The sequence below is a fragment of the Parasegetibacter sp. NRK P23 genome (assembly GCF_023721715.1).
Taxonomy (GTDB): domain Bacteria; phylum Bacteroidota; class Bacteroidia; order Chitinophagales; family Chitinophagaceae; genus Parasegetibacter.
The window spans coordinates 2,601,895-2,619,604 of the sequence record NZ_JAMDLG010000001.1 but is presented as its reverse complement, the minus strand read 5'-3'; the positions used below and the strand labels follow the sequence as shown (position 1 = coordinate 2,619,604).

The window sequence follows — 17,710 nt, the reverse complement described above, 5'->3', positions numbered from 1 at the left end:
AAAATTAACTCAAATCTTCCCTAAAAACGGAGAAATGGTGTTACCTTGCCTGCCTGTTTAATATAAATTTTTAGCATGCAACAAGTAAAAAATGGCGACAAGGTTAAAGTGCATTACCATGGCCGCCTCACAGATGGTACTACATTCGATTCTTCAGAAGGCCGCGAGCCACTGGAGTTTGAAGTAGGCAGCGGAATGGTGATCGCCGGTTTCGATAATGGTGTGATGGGAATGGCTGTAGGAGAGAAAAAGACTATCGAAATTCCGGTAGATGAAGCTTATGGTCCCGCCAATCCGGATATGCTGGTGGAATACCCGCTGAACCAGTTCCCGCCCGATATGAATCCCGAGGCTGGAATGCGTTTGAACATGACCAACGGTGGCGGACAAGTGATCCCCGTTGTGATCAAAGAAGTAAAAGAAGAAGTAGTGGTACTGGATGCCAACCACCCCCTCGCAGGTCAGGACCTCGTGTTCGACCTCGAACTGGTGGAAATCGTTGGCGGATCCCTGATTATCACGCCTTAATATTTTTTCCGGGGAGAATGGTTTGGGGAACTGGCGCCGCATGGCGTAAAGCGGTTCCGGAATCATTCTCCTTTTTTTATTTCATTTTTCCTGTTGACCTATGTTCTCCTCTTATCATTTTACCGTTGCCGAACGGTTCCTCCATTACGTGCAGATAGATACGCAAAGTGATCCGTTTTCTTCTTCTTTCCCCTCTACCGAAAAACAAAAGGACCTTGGTGCCGTACTTGTACAGCAACTAAAGGAAATGGGAATTGAAGATGCTGAAATGGATACTCACGGATATGTATATGCGACTATTCCTTCCAATACAGAAAAGCAGGTGCCCGTCATCTGTTTTTGCGCGCACATGGATACTGCCCCCGATTGTACCGGCGCCAATGTGAAACCTTTGATCCACTGGAATTATGATGGCGGCGATATCGTACTGCCGGATGATTCCACACAGGTGATCAGTCCGGAGGCGCATCCTTATCTGAAAGAGAAAAAAGGGGAAGATATTATTACCGCTTCCGGCACCACTTTGCTGGGCGCTGACGACAAAGCGGGTGTGGCCATCATCATGGATATGGCGCATTATCTGGTAACGCATCCCCAGGTGAAACACGGGAAAATCCGTTTGTTGTTTACGCCAGACGAAGAAGTAGGGCGTGGCGTGGATAAAGTGGACCTCCAAAAACTGGGTGCCGACTTCGGTTATACGCTGGATGCAGGAGAACGCGGGGCTTATGAAGATGAGACTTTTTCCGCCGATGGTGTTACCATCACCATTCACGGGGTGAGTGCACATCCCGGTTACGCGAAAGATAAACTGGTGAACGCGCTGAAAGTCGCGGGCGCTTTCCTGTCTGCGTTACCGAAAGATGGACTTGCACCTGAACTGACAGAAGGAAGGGAAGGATTTTTTCATCCCATCCATTTTGATGGTATCGCTGAGAAAGCTACGCTGCGTTTTATCGTACGTGATTTTATTACCGCGAAATTAGCGGAGCATGAAGCCGTGCTGAAAGCGTGTCTTGACAAGGCTTTGGCGCAATACCCCGGCGCTACCGCTTCTTTTGAGGTGAAGGAGCAATACCGGAACATGAAAGAGATTGTGCAACAACATCCTGAAGTATCCGCTTATGCGATCGAGGCCATTCTCCGGGCCGGCATCGATGTTAAACCGATGAGTGCCAGGGGCGGAACGGATGGCTCACGCCTTTCGTTTATGGGATTGCCTTGTCCGAATATCTTCACCGGCGAGATGGCTTTTCATGGCAAGCATGAATATGTGAGCATCCAGGATATGCAGAAAAGTGTGGAGACGATTGTGCACCTGGCGGCGATTTGGGAAGAAAAACAACCTTCGTGATATGCGTGGCTGCCTGCTGCTGGTAATCTTTTGGGAACCATAGTTTCTTTTTGGTGGTCTTCTGGCGGTAGTTTTAGCGTAGGTCCATTTGATTGTCCTATAAAGTTGATAGTTAACTAAAATATTTAGTATTTTAGCGCAATTTTAATTTATGGACAGTGCTCAACAACATTTCCCAATCATCTTTTATAGCACCCTTGCCGGGGATGTGAAGATTGAAGTTGTCTTTAATGATGAAACCTTTTGGCTCACTCAAAAGCGCATGGCTGAGTTGTTTAGTGTAAAGGTGCCGGCAATCAGTAAGCATTTGTCCAATATTTTTGACACTGGGGAATTGCAGGAGGAGGAAGTTGTTTCCATTTTGGAAACAACTGCTGCAGATGGGAAAAAATACAAAACTTCATACTATAATCTCGATGCTATTATTGCAATAGGGTATAGGGTCAACAGTTACCAAGCTACACAATTTCGCATATGGGCTACCAAGACGCTTCGTGAGTTCATTATTAAGGGGTTTGTACTGGATGATGAGAGACTTAAGCAAGGTAAATACTTTGGCAAAGATTATTTTGATGAACTTTTAGCGCGTATTCGTGAGATACGTGCCAGTGAACGACGCTTCTACCTCAAAATCACTGATATCTACGAGCAGTGCAGTAGCGATTACAACAAAAATGCGGAGCTCACCCAAACTTTTTTCAAAACGGTACAGAATAAGTTGCATTTCGCCATATCCGGGAAAACTGCAGCACAAATTATTGCTGAACGTGCCAACGCCGATAAACCGAATATGGGCCTGACCACCTGGAAGAATGCCCCTGATGGAAAGGTGTTGAAAACAGATATTGGAATTGCCAAAAACTATCTTATTGAAAAGGAAATTAAAGAGCTTGAAAGAATTGTAACCATGTACCTGGACTTTGCCGAACTGCAGGCTTCCCGACAAATACCAATGAAAATGGCGGACTGGATCAGTCGTCTGGATGCCTTTTTGCAGTTTAATGAATACCAGATATTAAAGGATGCCGGTAAAGTTAGTCACGCTGTAGCCATGGAACTTGTTGAAAAATAATATGAAAAATTCAGGGTTATCCAGGATCATGATTTTGTGAGTGATTTCGAAAAGGAAGCAAAAAGGTTGGCTCAAAAACAACCTGGGAAAAAATAATATTTCGGGTGAGTATTTTCCTCTTGCGCTTCAATTAACCAATGATCCGCCGAAAAACAGCGCAACCGCAGGGTGGAAATCTATGTTTACAGCAGTGCTCCGCGCTGATCTTCCTTCCGCAAAATGGCGCGCACAATCAAATCTGCGTGTTCCCTTGAATTTTCAATGAACCATACATGGGTGTTTAATCCCCCGCACACCACGCCCGCCAGGAAGATACCCGGCACATTCGTTTCCATGGTTGCAGGATTATAAGATGGTTGTTTCACCTCATCATCACTCAGTGTAATACCCGTTTGTTGTAACAGGGTAAAATCGGGTTGGTAACCCGTCATAGCGATCACATAATCGTTGGGGATTTCTACACTTCCTTCCGGTGTATTCAACACCACGCTCTTTTCTTGTATTTCAGCGATGGTGCTGTGGAAAAAAGCCCGTATGCTACCTTCAGCGATCCTGTTCTCGATATCCGGCTTGGCCCAGTATTTTACTCTTTTACCAATCTCGCCTTCCCGGATCACCATGGTAACCTGAGCGCCTTTGCGCCAGGTCTCCAGGGCTGCGTCAACGGCGGAGTTGTTCGCGCCCACGACCAATACATGCTGAAGGGCATAGAAATGCGGGTCCTTGTAATAGTGCGTTACTTTAGGAAGTTCCTCACCCGGAACATGCATTTGATAAGGAAGATCGTAGAAGCCTGTTGCCAGCACCACGTTTTTGGTGTGGTAGGCATGGTGTTCGGTTGTTACGATGTGGTGGTCATTTTGTTGCCGGATACCCGTTACTTTTTCCCGTAATTGAATGTTCAGTCTGGCGGAAACGGCTACCCTGCGGTAATATTCCAGCGCTTCGGGGCGGGTAGGCTTCGCGTTGTTGGATACAAATGGTACACCGCCGATCTCAAGTTTTTCAGAAGTAGAGAAAAAAGTCATGTTGAGCGGGTAGTTGTACAGCGAATTGACCAGGCATCCTTTTTCCAGGATCAGGTATTGTAGTCCGGCCGCTTTGGCGGCCAATCCGCAGGCGAGTCCGATAGGCCCGCCTCCCGCAATTACAACATCGTACAGCATACGCAAATATACAATGAAGGAGTTTGAGTTGTTTTAACTGATTTTCAACTCCTTTTAACAATTATGTTAGGAAATTTTTTGGGGGTCCCGGTCGTTTATAGAGGTGAATCTTTACTTTTACGGACCAACATTAAAAAGAACTGAATGGATATTTTTCTTTTACAGGTGCCTGGCGCCAATACAACGGCTGATACGCTCAGCCAGGTGAATAACGCTGTTACAACCGCGCCTGCCACCAATGAAAGTTTGTTCGATATTTTGTCTAAAGGTGGTGTATTGATGATTCCGCTGGCGCTTCTGCTGGCAGTGGCCATCTATGTGTTCATAGAGCGTTTGCTGTTCATCAGCAAGGCAACAAAGAGCGATGATAACTTTATGAGCATCATCCGGGATCATATCGTATCCGGAAATGTTTCCGCCGCCAGGAGCCTGACCAAGAACACAAACAGTTCTGTAGCCCGCATCATCGACAAAGGTATCCAGCGCATTGGTAAACCGATTGATGTGATTGAAAGAAGTATGGAGAATATCGGTCGCCTGGAGCTGTACAAGATGGAGAAAAACATCGCCATCCTTTCCGTGATCGGGTATATCGCCCCGCTGTTCGGGTTTCTGGGTACCATTGTGGGGATGTTCCAGTTGTTCTACGGCATCGCTTCCAGTGGAGAATACACGATTTCGACCATTGCGGGCGGTATTTATGTGAAGATGATCTCTTCCGCGGCGGGTCTGATCATTGGACTGGCGGCTTACATCGGTTACCGGATACTTTCATCCCAGATCGATAAAGCGACCAATAAAATGGAAGTGGCCAGCGCCGATTTTATAGACGTTTTGCAGGAACCTACCCGTTGATTACATTAAACAGCACGAATGAATTTACGCAGAAAACACAGGGAAGAAGCCGAAGTGCACACAGGGCCGCTGAATGATATCCTTTTCATTCTGCTGCTGTTTTTCCTGATTGTGTCCACGCTGGCCAACCCGAATGTGATCAAGCTTTCCCAGCCGAAAGCGAAGAGCGATACGAAGGCAAAGCAAACAGTGGTGGTATCAATAGATATGGATAAGCAATTCTATGTTGGTACTACAAAAGTGTCGATAGAACAACTGAAAGAAACCCTGTTGCCGATTATTCAGAAAGAAACACAGGAACCTTCTATTGTGATCAACGCCGATAAATCGGTTCCGGTGGAAGATGTGGTGGCGGTGATGCGTGTGGCGCGGGAGCTCGGTGCCAAATCTGTACTGGCGGTTGATAAGAATGGGGCTCAGTAGACCGCTGTTTTCCTGGCTTTTACCATCCGGTCCTTCCCCTGCATATCTTTTTTTACTTCTATTGCTGAGAAGCCCGTCTGTTTGAAGAGGTGACGGATATTCTCTCCGGCATCTGCGTGTATTTCCATAAATACCGTTCCGCCCGGCGCCAGTTTCTGCGAAGCGAAAGCCGCGATCAGCCGGTAGAACAGGTATGGATCATTGTCGGGCACAAACAGGGCCAGGTGGGGCTCCTGTTCCACCACATGCGGTTCCATCTCATTTTTTTCTTCCAGCGGAATATAGGGCGGATTGGAAATAATCATATCGAATCCATGGAAGGGTTCCCATTTTTCCGGGTCCGTAAAGTCAGTATGGTGAAATTCGATTTCCGCACCCAGGGCCGAAGCATTTCTTTTGGCCATGTTCAGTGCGGCTTCGGAAACATCTAAAGCGTGAACTTCCAGGCAGGGGAGTTCGAGTTTTAAGGAAACAGGGATGCATCCGCTTCCAGTACCGATGTCTATTACACGCAGTGATTTTCCCGGATCAGCTTCTATGATGTGCGCGATCATCCAGTGCACCAGTTCTTCTGTTTCGGGCCTTGGGATCAGTACATCCTGATTCACGAAAAAACGGCGGTTCATAAACCAGGCTTCTTCCAGTACATATTGTACCGGAACGCCCTTCAGTAAGCGTTCCGCCATCTCAATGATGTTGTTCTCCTGCTGAGCCGTAAGCTCAGCATGGGCCAGCATCATACGCTCACTTCTTGATTGGCCGGTGATGTTTTCCATCACCATATCCGCGATATTGCCTGCTTCCCGGTTGTCGTAACGCGTCTCAAGTTTTTTCCGAAGTTCGTGGAATTGTTGCTGGATGGTCATAGCGTGGCAAAGTTAGGATGTTTCGGTGAATAGGAGGGAGTTGGTATCTTTGAAACATGAGGGATGAAGTTTACATGCGCAGGTGTTTTCAACTGGCGGAAGCGGCTTTGGGTGAAGTAGCGCCCAATCCTATTGTTGGCGCGGTATTGGTGCATGACGACCGCATCATAGGAGAGGGTTTTCATCGTAAATACGGTGCCGCGCATGCGGAAGTGAACGCGATCAATGCTGTGAAAGAAGCAGATCGCCCACTCATCCCCTACGCCACAATGTATGTGTCTCTGGAGCCCTGTGCACATTTTGGCAAAACCCCTCCCTGCGCGGACCTGCTGGTCCGCGAACATGTAAAACGGGTAGTAATCGCCAACCGCGATCCTTTTCCCGATGTGGATGGGAAAGGGATAGGCAAACTAAGAACGGCCGGTATTGAAGTGACCACCGGACTGCTTGAAGAAGAAGGCTGGTGGCTCAACCGCAGGTTCTTTACTTTCAACACCCAACAGCGTCCTTACATCGTTTTAAAGTGGGCCCAGACTGCCAACGGCATCATCGGGACACCCGGGGAACGATTGCTTATTTCCAACCAATTTACCAACCGGCTGGTGCACAAATGGCGTTCTGAAGAAGCGGCCATTTTGGTTGGAAAAAACACCGCGCTGGAAGATAATCCCAGGCTCGATAACCGCTACTGGCAAGGATCGGCTCCGGTAAGAATACTAATGGATCCTGCGCTGGAAGTGCCGGATAAGGCTCATATTTATAACAATGCAGCACCTTCAATTATCATCAATCACCAAGCTGAAAGAACCGTTGGCAACATCACCTGGCTGAAAGCGGATGCCTCACGGCCATTGGCAACCGAAGTTTGCAGGCTTCTTTACGAGCAAAATATCCAAAGCGTATTGGTGGAGGGAGGCGCGAAAACGCTTACTTCCTTCCTGGAAGCGGATTTGTACGATGAAGTCAGAATCATTACGAATGAAACCCTTACTGTGAACCAGGGTATTAAAGCACCTGTTCCGGGTAAGCTGGTACACCTGGACACCCAACGTATGGGTTCCGACACCGTAACTGTATTCCGGCGTCCCTGATCCGCCTTATTTCCCCGCATAAAGAATAATTCGGATATTTGCCGCCCATCATCATGCAGCAGGACTATTATTTCACCATTGAGCAGCCCTCCACGGCTGAATTTAAAGACAGGGGCAGCAAGTTCCTCGCCTATGCCTACCCGGTTCAGGAGGTGGCTGATGTAAAGCTGCGCCTGGGTGAGTTGAAAAAAGAACATCCTAAAGCGGTGCACCATTGTTTTGCATACCGGCTTGGCTTAGACGGCACACAATTCCGCGTAGCCGATGACGGAGAGCCATCAGGCTCTGCCGGAAGACCGATCCTCGGCCAGATCGACAGCAAGCAGCTTACCAATACCCTCGTGGTGGTGGTAAGGTATTTCGGGGGTACGCTACTGGGCGTGCCCGGGCTCATCAACGCCTATAAAACAGCGACGTCCCTTGCTTTGCAGGTTACGCCGATCGTTCAGAAACCTGTAGAAATAAAGTATGTCCTCCACTTCGATTATACCCTCATGAATGAAGTGATGATGGTCGTAAAGCAATCGCAATGTTCCGTGATCGCACAGGAGATGCAGCTTTTTTGCCAACTTACCATCGGGGTACCCCGGAACAGGCTTGATGAAGTGCTCTACCGCATCAGCGAGCTGAGGCATGTGGACATTGCGCCGGTTAAATAATTTTTCTATCCATCTTTCTTCATTCTCTTCTTCTCCTTACATCATCACGGATGCTTTGAACATCGTTTCTATATTTATAGAACTGCAGGCGGAACCAAAACGCTTTCAAATAAGTTTGGATGGCGAACAGCCCCCAGCGTTTATTGCTTTCAGGAATTGGTCGTAATTGTAAAATCACGCCTGTCCAACGTCTTTCAAAGTGCGCTATGTTTTCCCGGCGAATAACCTTTTCGGGAGGTTCCATCAGGGAGACTTTCTTCCATCTTATTCCATACAAAACTACATAGCGAATAGTAACTCCGGACATTACCTGTGCAATGGCCGGAAAGTGCACAGGTCGGAGGTGTCTGGCATTCAAATGCCGTATATCTGTTTTGAATCCGCTTTTTCCGGCGGTCCGCGCTATGTCGTCCAAATTCGTTCCATTGCTTGCAGTGACTTGCAGTTGCCGCAACAACGGAATAGCGATGTATTTATGATAGGTGGCCGATACCACGCAAAGACAGGCAATGCCATAATCCTGCGGGTGAAGTAGGCTTACTTCATTATTTATTATAATCTTGTTTTGCATGACAAGGTTTGGGGTTTCGTAAAAAAAGCTGTTGTTTTCTGCTCACTGTAAAAGTACCGGCAACCCGTAGGCTGATGTGTAGAATAAACGCTTATATGCGTGTATAAATGCTTTCGCTGAATTAGCGGGAAATTCCTTTCTTTTGTAGACCCAATTGATTCACCATGAGCAGTATACTCGTCCCTTTCGATTTCTCCGAAAACGCCATCAGGGCGCTTCAGCAGGCTTTTTTCCTGGCAGATACCACAGGTTCCTCCGTGGAGTTGTTGCACATCACGAATATGAACGTGGCCAGGGAGTATCCTAAAAGCTGGGGAACAGAAAGTATTGACGAAGCCCGGCTTCGTGGGCAGCTTGAAGCGGTTGTAAAGGAGCATAAAGGTAATTCCGGTGCAGGAATCACTATCACCATAAAAGAATCCACGCTCGTTTCAGGTGGTATCATCAGTTACCTGCTGGATACCAAACCCACATTAGCCGTAATGGGCACGCATGGCTGGAGTGGATTGGCCGATAAATTACTGGGCAGCAATACTTCCTCACTCATTACACATGCTATTTTTCCTATACTGGCCGTTCCTCCGCATTGGGCGCCTGCGCCGCTGACAAAAGGAATCGCCAATGTGGAGTTGAAAAACCTGTCCAGTTTGCTGCCTGCGCTGGAACAATGGGCGGCGTTCCTGCATACGCCTGTTGAAGTGATTGAGTTCAGTGCCGTTCCGGAGGTGGAAGAAGATTCGGCTGTAACGCCTGCACCAGGTTCCAATGTTGTGATTTCAGGCGTGGTGAGACTGATGGATGATCTTACCCTCGCCGAAAACATCGCGCAATACACTTCCGCGCAGGAAGGCGCTTACGCCATTATGTTCGTGCATGAGCGCAAATGGTTCGAGAAGATTTTTTCCGGTAGTATTTCAGAAAAAGTTTCAGGTATAATAGAAGCGCCATTGCTGGCGCTCCCGTTGAGCTGATCTTAGCGGAGAAAATACTTACTCACTTTCAATTCTTTGCTTCCCTTCGTGTATTCGTAAAATCCTTCTCCGGATTTTATCCCCAATTTACCAGCGGTTACCATATTCACCAGCAATGGAGAAGGTGCGTATTTCGGTTGTCCGAATCCGTTGTGCAGCACATTCAGTATGGAAAGACATACATCCAGCCCGATAAAATCAGCCAGTTGAAGCGGTCCCATCGGGTGCGCCATGCCCAGTTTCATAATCGTGTCAATCGATTCAACAGTAGCCACGCTTTCATGTAAGGTGTGAATAGCCTCGTTGATCATCGGCATCAGGATACGGTTGGCTACAAATCCAGGGTAATCGTTGGCCAGCGCCGGTATTTTACCCAGTTTTTCACTCAGTGCAAGGATGCTATTGGTTACATCGGATGAAGTCGCGTAGCCGTTGATGACTTCCACGAGTTTCATGACCGGAACAGGATTCATAAAATGCATCCCGATCACTTTCTCAGGGCGTTTTGTTACCGAGGCGATTTTTGTAATGGAAATAGAGGAGGTATTACTGGCCAGTATGGCGTTTTCCGGCGCGTGCTGGTCCAGTTCCCTGAAGATGTCCAGTTTAAGGGAGGTGAGTTCAGTAGCTGCTTCCACAGCAAGGTCAATGCCGGCTGTACCGTTGGCGATACTGGTAAAAGTGGTGATTCTTGCGAGCGCGGCTTCTTTTTCTTCGGTTGTAAGTTGTGATTTGGCGATCTGCCTGTCCATATTGGCGGCGATGGTGGACACAGCTTTTTCCAGTTGGGGTGCGCTTACATCAATCAGGTGAACGGAAAATCCATTTTGTGCGAATACATGGGCGATGCCATTTCCCATGGTGCCAGCTCCGATAACGGCGATGTTCTTCATATCAGCAAACGTATTTTAGGTTAGAAGCGGGAAGTTATTACATTTCACGAATATAAGGGCCGCCGTATGCTGGTAAGAAAAGAAGGCTGGTTGTGAGAACGTTGTTATTTTTTGCTTTTGAAGTCGCCGCGTTTCCAGGCTTTGATGAATTCGTTCCAGGCGAACGGGTTCATGATGTTCATGGGAGGGTTTTGTCCGCGGTAATACAATTGCTGGTTGGCTTTCTTCATGGAGTAGTTCATCCCTTCTCCGGCATCGGCGGGCAGCGTACGGGCGAGTACGCGCAATTTGGCGGCTTCCGTATTCTGGCGTGCGATCTCAAGGTCGTCATCGTCCACTTTCAGGTTCACGAAATCCCGTTCAAACTGTTCCCGGGTAGGCTTGGGTTTGATGATGGTAACTGGCAGGTAGGTGGTGTCTTCCACCATCAGCTGGATGAGGCTTTGTTCGTTGCCTTCCAGGTTTTTGGGAATTTCGGCCAGTTTGGCCTTGTACGAAACGTGCGAGAATTCAATGATGTCACCTTTCAGTACCACAATCGAGAAAACACCCTGGTCGTTGGTGAAGGTACCCTGGTTGCGCCCTTTTACGATAACGCTTACGGCGGGAATGGCTTTCAGGCTGTCGGCGGTCATTACCACACCGTACAATTGTACAACGGAATCCTTGAACGTTTCAAACTGTGCCTGGGCCGCTGCGGGAAGAAATAGGGCAGCAATAAGGAGGTATCGTAAAATTTTCTTCATCCTTTCAAAGATAAGTAGTCAGTACCTAAATCGGTCTGAATGAATCAACAAATTCACGTGGGAAAGGGTTAATTTTGCAGAACTATTCTTTTTTTAACAAAATGTTTTGGGATGACGCAGCAGCAAGTATTAGACGCGTTGAAGAATGTGCAGGAACCCGACCTCGGGCAGGATATCGTTACGCTGAATATGGTGAAAGATATTGAGATTGAAGAGGATAAAGTGTCATTTACAGTGGTGCTTACCACGCCGGCCTGTCCAATGAAGGACATGATCCGGAACGCTTGCGTGAACGCCGTTCAGATCCTGGTGAACAAGCAGGCTCAGGTAACCGTGAATTTCACTTCAAATACCAGTTCACAACGTGCGGCCAACCAGCAGGTGTTGCCAAAGGTGAAAAACATCATTGCGGTGGTGTCCGGCAAAGGCGGTGTTGGAAAGTCTACCGTTTCTTCCAACCTGGCCCTCGCATTGAGCCAGGGCGGCGCCAAAGTTGGACTGATGGATGCCGATATTTACGGTCCCAGCATACCCATCATGTTTGGGGTACGGGGCGAAAGGCCATTGATGCGCGATATCAATGGAAAAGGCATGATCCAGCCTTTGGAGAAGTATGGTATTAAACTGATGAGTATCGGGTTGCTTGTTGACGATAAGAACGCGGTGGTATGGCGCGGACCAATGGCCAGCAGCGCCATCAAACAGTTCATTACGGATGTGTTCTGGGATGAATTGGATTACCTTGTAATCGACATGCCTCCGGGTACAGGAGACATTCACCTCACCATTCTTCAAACCGTACCTGTTACGGGAGTAGTAGTGGTAACCACGCCGCAGGATGTGGCCCTCGCCGACGCCAAAAAAGGCATCGCCATGTTCGGCCAGGCGCAAATCAAAGTACCCATCATCGGACTCGTGGAGAACATGAGTTATTTCACACCCGCCGAACTTCCTGAAAATAAATATTACATCTTCGGAAAAGAAGGCGGCAAGCGGCTCGCGGAAGAATATGACCTTCCTTTCCTGGGACAAATCCCCATCGTGGAGAGCATCCGTGAAGGTGGTGATAAGGGGGTGCCCGCCGCTGTGGGGGAAAACGAGATCGCCCGTAAAGCCATCTTCGATTTCGCCGGAAATGCCGTAAGGCAGATCGCTATCCGCAACGCGAGTGTTGCCCCTACAAGGAAGGTGGAAGTGGTGTAAATTCTTGAACTTTTCCCGTAATGAACGGGTCCAAAATATTATGAACAGAAATGAGCTGGTCGCGCAGATACGCGCAAAGAAATCTTACCTCTGTGTAGGATTGGATACTGATATCACCAAGATTCCGAAACACCTGCTTTCTTACGCGGATCCCGTGTTTGAATTCAACCGCAGGATCATCGACGCTACAAAGGATTTATGTGTTTCGTATAAAATCAATACTGCTTTTTACGAAAGCCGCGGCATGAAAGGATGGGAGTCGCTGGAACGTACCATCAATTATATTCCCGATACACATTTTACCATTGCCGATGCCAAAAGGGGAGATATTGGCAACACGTCTGCGCAATATGCCAAGACATTCTTTGAGGCTTACCCGTTCCATTCGGTAACGGTGGCCCCTTATATGGGCAGCGATTCCGTATTGCCTTTCCTCGAATACCGCGACAAATGGACCATCCTTTTAGGGCTTACCTCTAACCTGGGCGCAGCTGATTTCGAACTCCTGCAAACTGACGGAGAACGTTTGTATGAAAAAGTGCTGAGAACGGCGTCAGGATGGGGTTCCCCGAATAACCTGATGTTTGTGGTAGGCGCCACGCAGGCTTCGGAATTTGAAAACATCCGCAATATTGTGCCCGATCATTTCTTCCTGGTGCCTGGCGTGGGTGCTCAGGGCGGAAGTTTGCGTGAAATTTCAGAAAAGGCAATGAACAAAGATGTGGGCATTCTCGTCAACGCATCGCGGGCCATTATTTATGCCGGTCACGGAGAGGATTTCGCGGAAGAAGCACGTACCGTGGCCGCTCAGTACCAGCAGGAAATGGCCGGGTACATCCGCAGCTACAGCGCCGTGGTATGATTTTTATAACGTTTTGACGGAAAATGTTGTTACAGAATTTATGAACACTTTAAACCGATCAAAATGAAAAAGGTACTCACGGCATTGTGCCTCCTTATGGGCGGAGCGGGTTACGCTCAAACTTTTCAACTGGGCGTGAAAGGCGGCGTGAACGTCAGCAATTACACAGGTAATTTCAGGCAGATTGATAAGGAAGCGCTGGTAGGCTTTCACATCGGCGGTATGCTGAACTTCAAACTGGGAAATAATTTCTCTTTAGGCCCGGAAGTGCTCTTCTCTTCGCAGGGCGCTAAAATTGATGATGGTAACGGTCTGCAGGACTATAAAGTATCTTATATCAATGTGCCGGTGATGGCAAGAGTGCGTTCCAATGGAGGATTTTATGTTGAAGCTGGTCCGCAGGTTGGGTTTAAGTTAACGGAGAATACAGATAATACACCCATCAACACTTTCGCGAAGAACCTTGATCTTTCCGGTGCAGTAGGACTGGGTTACCACGGTGCCAGTGGCTTCGGGGTTGGTATTCGTTATATCGCCGGGCTTTCTAAAGTGGGTGATTTTAATTCACAGCGTATTGATCCGGATTTCAAGAATAGTGTGTTGATGGGAAGTGTGTTTTTCACGCTGTTTAATAATAAGTAGTTTTTCTTTCACGCAACGACGCAAAGGGGCAAGGACGCAAGGCGTAGGGGAGTTGGCATAGCGTTTATTGGCGTTATAATTGAAAAGGTTAGCATGCATTTGATTGTATGCTAACCTTTTCAATTATAGTTGTTCTTATAAATCAACCGGCGTTATAAAAATAGTGCTCTCTTTGCGTCCTTGCCCCTTTGCGTCTTCGCGTGAAAATATCCCGTATTACTTAGCATTTCAACAGACATTTGCTCCTCCGAGATATGAAGCTGTGCGAGAAACCTTACCTCAAATCAATCACTTCCACTCCCGGATACTTCGCTGCATTAAACACAAATTGCGCATCAGGAACAGCAGCGGCTCCATTCAAGGAAGAAACCGTGTAAGTGAACCTGTTCCCGCTTTTTTCCATCACTTTGGTGCTGTAAATCGTTTGTGTGGCTTTATCTACCCATACCAGTACCTTATGAAAGGGCTTGCTTTTGTCTACGGGAGTAAGTTCGATTTCCTGGAGTGTTTTGGCGCCTTGTTTTTTCTCGCCGTTCATTTTGTAGAGGAAATCTTTATCGTAGAAGTTGGAGAACAATTTCTGGGGTGTGATCATATTTGCCGCGGGATCAACTTTGGAAATCTGCACTTCGTTGGCGGAGGGATCATAGGTCCAGATGTTTTTGCCGTCGCAGAAAATTTCCTGGTCGGTGAGGTTCACGTGGTATTTGGAACCTTTCATGGCGACGGTACCTTTTTTAGTGCCTAATACTTTTCCGGAGGCGTTTTCCACCTGGAGGGTGAAGCTGGCCTGAACAGATTTGTATGTTTTAAACTTAGCGGATACCTTATCCAGTACCACTTTGGCGGAGGGATCGTTCTTCGCCGCGCCATTCTGGGCGAAACTTCCTGCGGTTAATGCTAACAGAAGCGATAATGTAGCTATTCTTTTCATCTTAAAATATTCAGGGTATTCAATTGCGAAAATACGCCGCAAAAGTAGCATAATGCTACTTGATTCTAAGACGCCAATAATAATGCTGGGTTTAGCTATCGCTTATATCTTAACATAATGCTAACGGGATTCTTCCAGGAACTGTTCCAGTTCGTATTCGGTTTTGATCAGCACTTCGCGCGCTTTGGAGCCTACGCCAGGGCCAACAATACCTGCGGCCTCCAGTTGGTCCATCAAGCGGCCGGCACGGTTGTAGCCCAGTTTCATCCTGCGTTGTATGAGCGAGGTGGAGCCCATCTGGTTGGCCACGATTAAGCGGGCGGCATCTTCGAAAAGTTCGTCGCGGTCGCCACCCAGTTGGAAGTCTTTCGCGTCCATTTCTTTCTCATCCACATATTCGGGGAGGAGGAAGGCCTGGGGATAACCGCGCTGGTCGCCGATGAACTCCGTTATTTTGTCTACTTCCGGGGTATCCACGAAAGCACATTGTAAACGGGTGATTTCGCCGTTGTAGGAAATGAGCATATCGCCTTTACCGATCAGTTGCTCCGCGCCACCGGCATCGAGGATGGTGCGGGAATCTATTTTGGAAGAAACCTTGAAAGCAATCCGTGCCGGGAAGTTGGCCTTGATGGTACCCGTGATGATGTTCACCGAAGGACGCTGTGTGGCGATGATAAGGTGAATACCTACGGCACGTGCCAATTGCGCCAGGCGGGCGATGGGCATCTCCACTTCCTTGCCGGCGGTCATGATCAGGTCGGCGAATTCGTCCACCACCAATACAATGAACGGCAGGAACTGGTGCCCTTTCTGTGGATTGAGTTTGCGTTTAACGAATTTTTCGTTGTATTCCTTGATGTTGCGGCAACCGGCTTCCTTCAGCAGGTCGTAGCGGTTGTCCATTTCAATACAGAGCGCGTTTAGCGTGGATATTACTTTCTTGGTATCGGTGATGATGGCCTCTTCTTCGCCGGGTAATTTTGCAAGGAAATGTTTTTCGATCATCCGGTATACACTCAGTTCCACTTTCTTCGGATCCACCAGCACCAGCTTCAACTGGGATGGATGTTTTTTATAAAGAAGGGAAACCAGGATCGCGTTTAGTCCAACGGATTTACCCTGTCCCGTAGCACCCGCCATCAACAAGTGGGGCATGGAGGCGAGGTCGACGATGAAGTTTTCGTTGTCGATCTTTTTTCCCACCGCGATGGGTAAGCTGAATGCGTTGTGTTGGAACTTTTCTGAGGCGAGCAATGTTTTCATGCTCACCACTGTTTTTTTCACGTTCGGCACTTCGATACCGATGGTACCTTTGCCGGGAATAGGCGCGATGATGCGGATACCTAGCGCGGCCAGACTCAATGCGATATCGTCTTCCAGGTTCTTGATACGGGAGATGCGGACTCCCGCCGCCGGAACGATCTCATAAAGCGTAACCGTAGGTCCCACGGTGGCCGATATCTTCTGGATATTGATATCGTAATTCTTCAGGGTATTGATGATCTGGTTCTTGTTCGCTTCCAGCTCCGCCGGATCCTGGATAATCTTTTCACTGCCGTGCGCCTCCAGCAATTCGAGGTGCGGGTATTTGTAATCGCGCAAATCCAGCGTTGGTTCGTAAGGCGCGAGGTGGGCAACAGGGTTTTCTTCCGTTTCTGGATCGGGTTCCGGCGCGGATTTGATTTCCAGGGCCAGGTCGTTTAACGGATCAGGCTTTCTCAATCCCTGCTGGTGCAGGTGGAGGGTGGGAATCTCTTCTTCAGGATCAGGCTCGAAAGGAACGAGTTCATCTTCTGCTTCCGGTTCTTCCTCCAATGCTTCTTCTAAAATCTCCTCTTCAGGTTCTTCTTCATGTAGTATTTCAAATGCAGGAACGGGTTCTTCCGCAGGCATTTCTTTTTCTATCAGGGTAAGTGGTATTTCAACGGGTTCTTCCATTTTGGGCGGAATCACCACGATGCCCCCTTTCCCTTTCAACTGGTTGCCAGACGGCACTACTGGTGCAACCACGGGTATTTCTTTTTCCACTTCGGTTTCTTCCGATTCCGGCACGGCAACCGGAACAGCAGCCGGAGCCGCCAGTTTCTTTTCGGGCCAGGCGAAACGTGGATTGAAGCGCCAAACCACATAACAAAATGCCGCCAGCAGAATCACCGCGGCTGTACCGGTTTTTCCAATGAGGGCGTTCAGCCAGTTGCACACCATATCACCTACGGCGCCGCCCCAGGGAAACGCAAAGGATTGACCGATAAATGCCGCCAGCACACTCAGGACCAGTAAGCCGGTGATCACATAACGGATGTTCCGCTTCAGTGAAAATACCTGGCGTTCAAACAGAAGGTTCACCCCCAGCATAAAAAAGAAGGTACAGAAAAGGTAGGAGGCGATGCCAAAGCCTTTGTAAAAGAAAATATGGGAGATGTAAGCGCCCAGTGCGCCCAGCAGGTTCGCGATCTTCAGGTCGTTGGGCATCAGAATCCCGGCACCTTCACGGAAAACCTGGTCCTGGTCCACTTCCCAGGTAAACAGGTACGATGAAAAGGCGAAGAACAGGAAAAAGGCGACAAGCAAACAGAAGGCTCCCAGTATTTTCCGGGTGCGCTCGTCTTTCGCCACTTCTTTCATTTTTACCTCGGGTTCCTTCTCGGGGGTAAGCTGATCGGGATCAGGTGCCTTGTATTTCGATTTCCTCACTTTACTGGCCATAGCAACAAAGATAAAAGAAGGTTTGAACAGCCGTACATACCGGTCGTCAAAACTTTCTTTTCACATATTATAAGTTAATAGTATTTTTCCGCATCATTTGAGCCACCATATTCCCGCGCTTACCCATGGAGTATTTGATTCGCATTTTTTCTTATTGTTCTTTAA

The 17,710-nt window shown here is 48.1% G+C and carries 18 protein-coding genes; 11 read left to right on the top strand and 7 right to left on the bottom strand.

Translation table 11 applies throughout. The features are described from left to right. The first annotated feature begins 75 nt into the window (after positions 1-75). From M4J38_RS10665 to M4J38_RS10655, 3 genes are all read left to right on the top strand, one after another. Positions 76-528, top strand: coding sequence for a peptidylprolyl isomerase (locus M4J38_RS10665; RefSeq protein ID WP_251759549.1), 453 nt, complete (start codon positions 76-78; stop codon positions 526-528). Positions 529-628: 100 nt separating this feature from the next. Continuing rightward, positions 629-1,882, top strand: coding sequence for a peptidase T (gene pepT / locus M4J38_RS10660; RefSeq protein ID WP_251759548.1), 1,254 nt, complete (start codon positions 629-631; stop codon positions 1,880-1,882). A 151-nt stretch (positions 1,883-2,033) separates the two neighbouring features. After that, a complete protein-coding gene (locus M4J38_RS10655) occupies positions 2,034-2,954 on the top strand; it encodes a virulence RhuM family protein (RefSeq protein ID WP_251759547.1) in 921 nt (306 codons plus the stop codon). Positions 2,955-3,136: 182 nt separating this feature from the next. Here M4J38_RS10655 and M4J38_RS10650 read toward each other — a convergent pair whose 3' ends face one another. Beyond that, a complete protein-coding gene (locus M4J38_RS10650) occupies positions 3,137-4,120 on the bottom strand; it encodes a YpdA family putative bacillithiol disulfide reductase (protein WP_251759546.1) in 984 nt (327 codons plus the stop codon). 144 nt (positions 4,121-4,264) lie between these two features. Here M4J38_RS10650 and M4J38_RS10645 point away from each other — a divergent pair, with 144 nt between their 5' ends. After that, positions 4,265-4,975, top strand: a complete 711-nt coding sequence (locus M4J38_RS10645; protein ID WP_251759545.1) for a MotA/TolQ/ExbB proton channel family protein — start codon at positions 4,265-4,267, stop codon at positions 4,973-4,975. 18 nt (positions 4,976-4,993) lie between these two features. Beyond that, complete coding sequence (locus M4J38_RS10640) at positions 4,994-5,398, top strand: biopolymer transporter ExbD (protein ID WP_251759544.1); 405 nt, start codon at positions 4,994-4,996, stop codon at positions 5,396-5,398. Here M4J38_RS10640 and prmC read toward each other — a convergent pair. Continuing rightward, entirely contained in the window at positions 5,392-6,264 is an 873-nt protein-coding gene (gene prmC, locus M4J38_RS10635) for a peptide chain release factor N(5)-glutamine methyltransferase (RefSeq protein ID WP_251759543.1), read from the bottom strand. The two genes, M4J38_RS10640 and prmC, sit on opposite strands and share 7 nt — an antisense overlap. A gap of 56 nt (positions 6,265-6,320) precedes the next feature. Between prmC and ribD the strand changes: the two genes are divergently transcribed. Together ribD and M4J38_RS10625 are read left to right on the top strand one after the other, a co-directional pair. Continuing rightward, entirely contained in the window at positions 6,321-7,355 is a 1,035-nt protein-coding gene (gene ribD / locus M4J38_RS10630; protein ID WP_251759542.1) for a bifunctional diaminohydroxyphosphoribosylaminopyrimidine deaminase/5-amino-6-(5-phosphoribosylamino)uracil reductase RibD, read from the top strand. 38 nt (positions 7,356-7,393) lie between these two features. Then, positions 7,394-8,014, top strand: coding sequence for a YigZ family protein (locus M4J38_RS10625; RefSeq protein WP_251759541.1), 621 nt, complete (start codon positions 7,394-7,396; stop codon positions 8,012-8,014). Between the two features lie 19 nt (positions 8,015-8,033). Here M4J38_RS10625 and M4J38_RS10620 read toward each other — a convergent pair whose 3' ends face one another. After that, positions 8,034-8,585: a cysteine peptidase family C39 domain-containing protein gene (locus M4J38_RS10620; protein WP_251759540.1), complete on the bottom strand. Its 552-nt coding sequence runs from the start codon at positions 8,583-8,585 to the stop codon at positions 8,034-8,036. 164 nt (positions 8,586-8,749) lie between these two features. Here M4J38_RS10620 and M4J38_RS10615 point away from each other — a divergent pair, with 164 nt between their 5' ends. Beyond that, the gene (locus M4J38_RS10615; RefSeq protein ID WP_251759539.1) at positions 8,750-9,556 is read left to right on the top strand and encodes a universal stress protein; all 807 of its coding nucleotides are present in this window, start codon (positions 8,750-8,752) and stop codon (positions 9,554-9,556) included. A gap of 2 nt (positions 9,557-9,558) precedes the next feature. Here the strand turns inward: M4J38_RS10615 and M4J38_RS10610 are convergent, their stop codons facing one another. Beyond that, on the bottom strand, positions 9,559-10,449 hold the full coding sequence (locus tag M4J38_RS10610) for a 3-hydroxyacyl-CoA dehydrogenase family protein (RefSeq protein ID WP_251759538.1): 891 nt from the start codon (positions 10,447-10,449) through the stop codon (positions 9,559-9,561). A 104-nt stretch (positions 10,450-10,553) separates the two neighbouring features. Then, complete coding sequence (locus M4J38_RS10605) at positions 10,554-11,195, bottom strand: carboxypeptidase-like regulatory domain-containing protein (RefSeq protein WP_251759537.1); 642 nt, start codon at positions 11,193-11,195, stop codon at positions 10,554-10,556. Between the two features lie 111 nt (positions 11,196-11,306). Here M4J38_RS10605 and M4J38_RS10600 point away from each other — a divergent pair, with 111 nt between their 5' ends. The 3 genes from M4J38_RS10600 to M4J38_RS10590 all read left to right on the top strand — a co-directional run bounded on the left by M4J38_RS10600 (position 11,307) and on the right by M4J38_RS10590 (position 13,902). Further along, on the top strand, positions 11,307-12,398 hold the full coding sequence (locus M4J38_RS10600) for an Mrp/NBP35 family ATP-binding protein (protein ID WP_251759536.1): 1,092 nt from the start codon (positions 11,307-11,309) through the stop codon (positions 12,396-12,398). A gap of 40 nt (positions 12,399-12,438) precedes the next feature. Continuing rightward, positions 12,439-13,260, top strand: a complete 822-nt coding sequence (gene pyrF / locus M4J38_RS10595; RefSeq protein WP_251759535.1) for an orotidine-5'-phosphate decarboxylase — start codon at positions 12,439-12,441, stop codon at positions 13,258-13,260. 63 nt (positions 13,261-13,323) lie between these two features. Then, entirely contained in the window at positions 13,324-13,902 is a 579-nt protein-coding gene (locus M4J38_RS10590) for a porin family protein (protein ID WP_251759534.1), read from the top strand. A gap of 274 nt (positions 13,903-14,176) precedes the next feature. On the opposite strand, the gene M4J38_RS10585 is transcribed toward M4J38_RS10590, so the two are convergent. Both M4J38_RS10585 and M4J38_RS10580 read right to left on the bottom strand, forming a co-directional pair. After that, a complete protein-coding gene (locus tag M4J38_RS10585) occupies positions 14,177-14,836 on the bottom strand; it encodes an outer membrane lipoprotein carrier protein LolA (protein WP_251759533.1) in 660 nt (219 codons plus the stop codon). A 120-nt stretch (positions 14,837-14,956) separates the two neighbouring features. After that, positions 14,957-17,545: a DNA translocase FtsK gene (locus M4J38_RS10580; protein ID WP_251759532.1), complete on the bottom strand. Its 2,589-nt coding sequence runs from the start codon at positions 17,543-17,545 to the stop codon at positions 14,957-14,959. Positions 17,546-17,710: the final 165 nt, after the last annotated feature.

Bases quoted from the DNA above. Each gene is read 5' to 3' on its own strand.
- M4J38_RS10665 (WP_251759549.1), top strand. From the start codon at position 76: ATGCAACAAGTAAAAAATGGCGACAAGGTTAAAGTGCATTACCATGGC.
- pepT (WP_251759548.1), top strand. From the start codon at position 629: ATGTTCTCCTCTTATCATTTTACCGTTGCCGAACGGTTCCTCCATTAC.
- M4J38_RS10655 (WP_251759547.1), top strand. From the start codon at position 2,034: ATGGACAGTGCTCAACAACATTTCCCAATCATCTTTTATAGCACCCTT.
- M4J38_RS10650 (WP_251759546.1), bottom strand. From the start codon at position 4,120: ATGCTGTACGATGTTGTAATTGCGGGAGGCGGGCCTATCGGACTCGCC.
- M4J38_RS10645 (WP_251759545.1), top strand. From the start codon at position 4,265: ATGGATATTTTTCTTTTACAGGTGCCTGGCGCCAATACAACGGCTGAT.
- M4J38_RS10640 (WP_251759544.1), top strand. From the start codon at position 4,994: ATGAATTTACGCAGAAAACACAGGGAAGAAGCCGAAGTGCACACAGGG.
- prmC (WP_251759543.1), bottom strand. From the start codon at position 6,264: ATGACCATCCAGCAACAATTCCACGAACTTCGGAAAAAACTTGAGACG.
- ribD (WP_251759542.1), top strand. From the start codon at position 6,321: ATGAGGGATGAAGTTTACATGCGCAGGTGTTTTCAACTGGCGGAAGCG.
- M4J38_RS10620 (WP_251759540.1), bottom strand. From the start codon at position 8,585: ATGCAAAACAAGATTATAATAAATAATGAAGTAAGCCTACTTCACCCG.
- M4J38_RS10615 (WP_251759539.1), top strand. From the start codon at position 8,750: ATGAGCAGTATACTCGTCCCTTTCGATTTCTCCGAAAACGCCATCAGG.
- M4J38_RS10610 (WP_251759538.1), bottom strand. From the start codon at position 10,449: ATGAAGAACATCGCCGTTATCGGAGCTGGCACCATGGGAAATGGCATC.
- M4J38_RS10605 (WP_251759537.1), bottom strand. From the start codon at position 11,195: ATGAAGAAAATTTTACGATACCTCCTTATTGCTGCCCTATTTCTTCCC.
- M4J38_RS10600 (WP_251759536.1), top strand. From the start codon at position 11,307: ATGACGCAGCAGCAAGTATTAGACGCGTTGAAGAATGTGCAGGAACCC.
- pyrF (WP_251759535.1), top strand. From the start codon at position 12,439: ATGAACAGAAATGAGCTGGTCGCGCAGATACGCGCAAAGAAATCTTAC.
- M4J38_RS10590 (WP_251759534.1), top strand. From the start codon at position 13,324: ATGAAAAAGGTACTCACGGCATTGTGCCTCCTTATGGGCGGAGCGGGT.
- M4J38_RS10585 (WP_251759533.1), bottom strand. From the start codon at position 14,836: ATGAAAAGAATAGCTACATTATCGCTTCTGTTAGCATTAACCGCAGGA.
- M4J38_RS10580 (WP_251759532.1), bottom strand. From the start codon at position 17,545: ATGGCCAGTAAAGTGAGGAAATCGAAATACAAGGCACCTGATCCCGAT.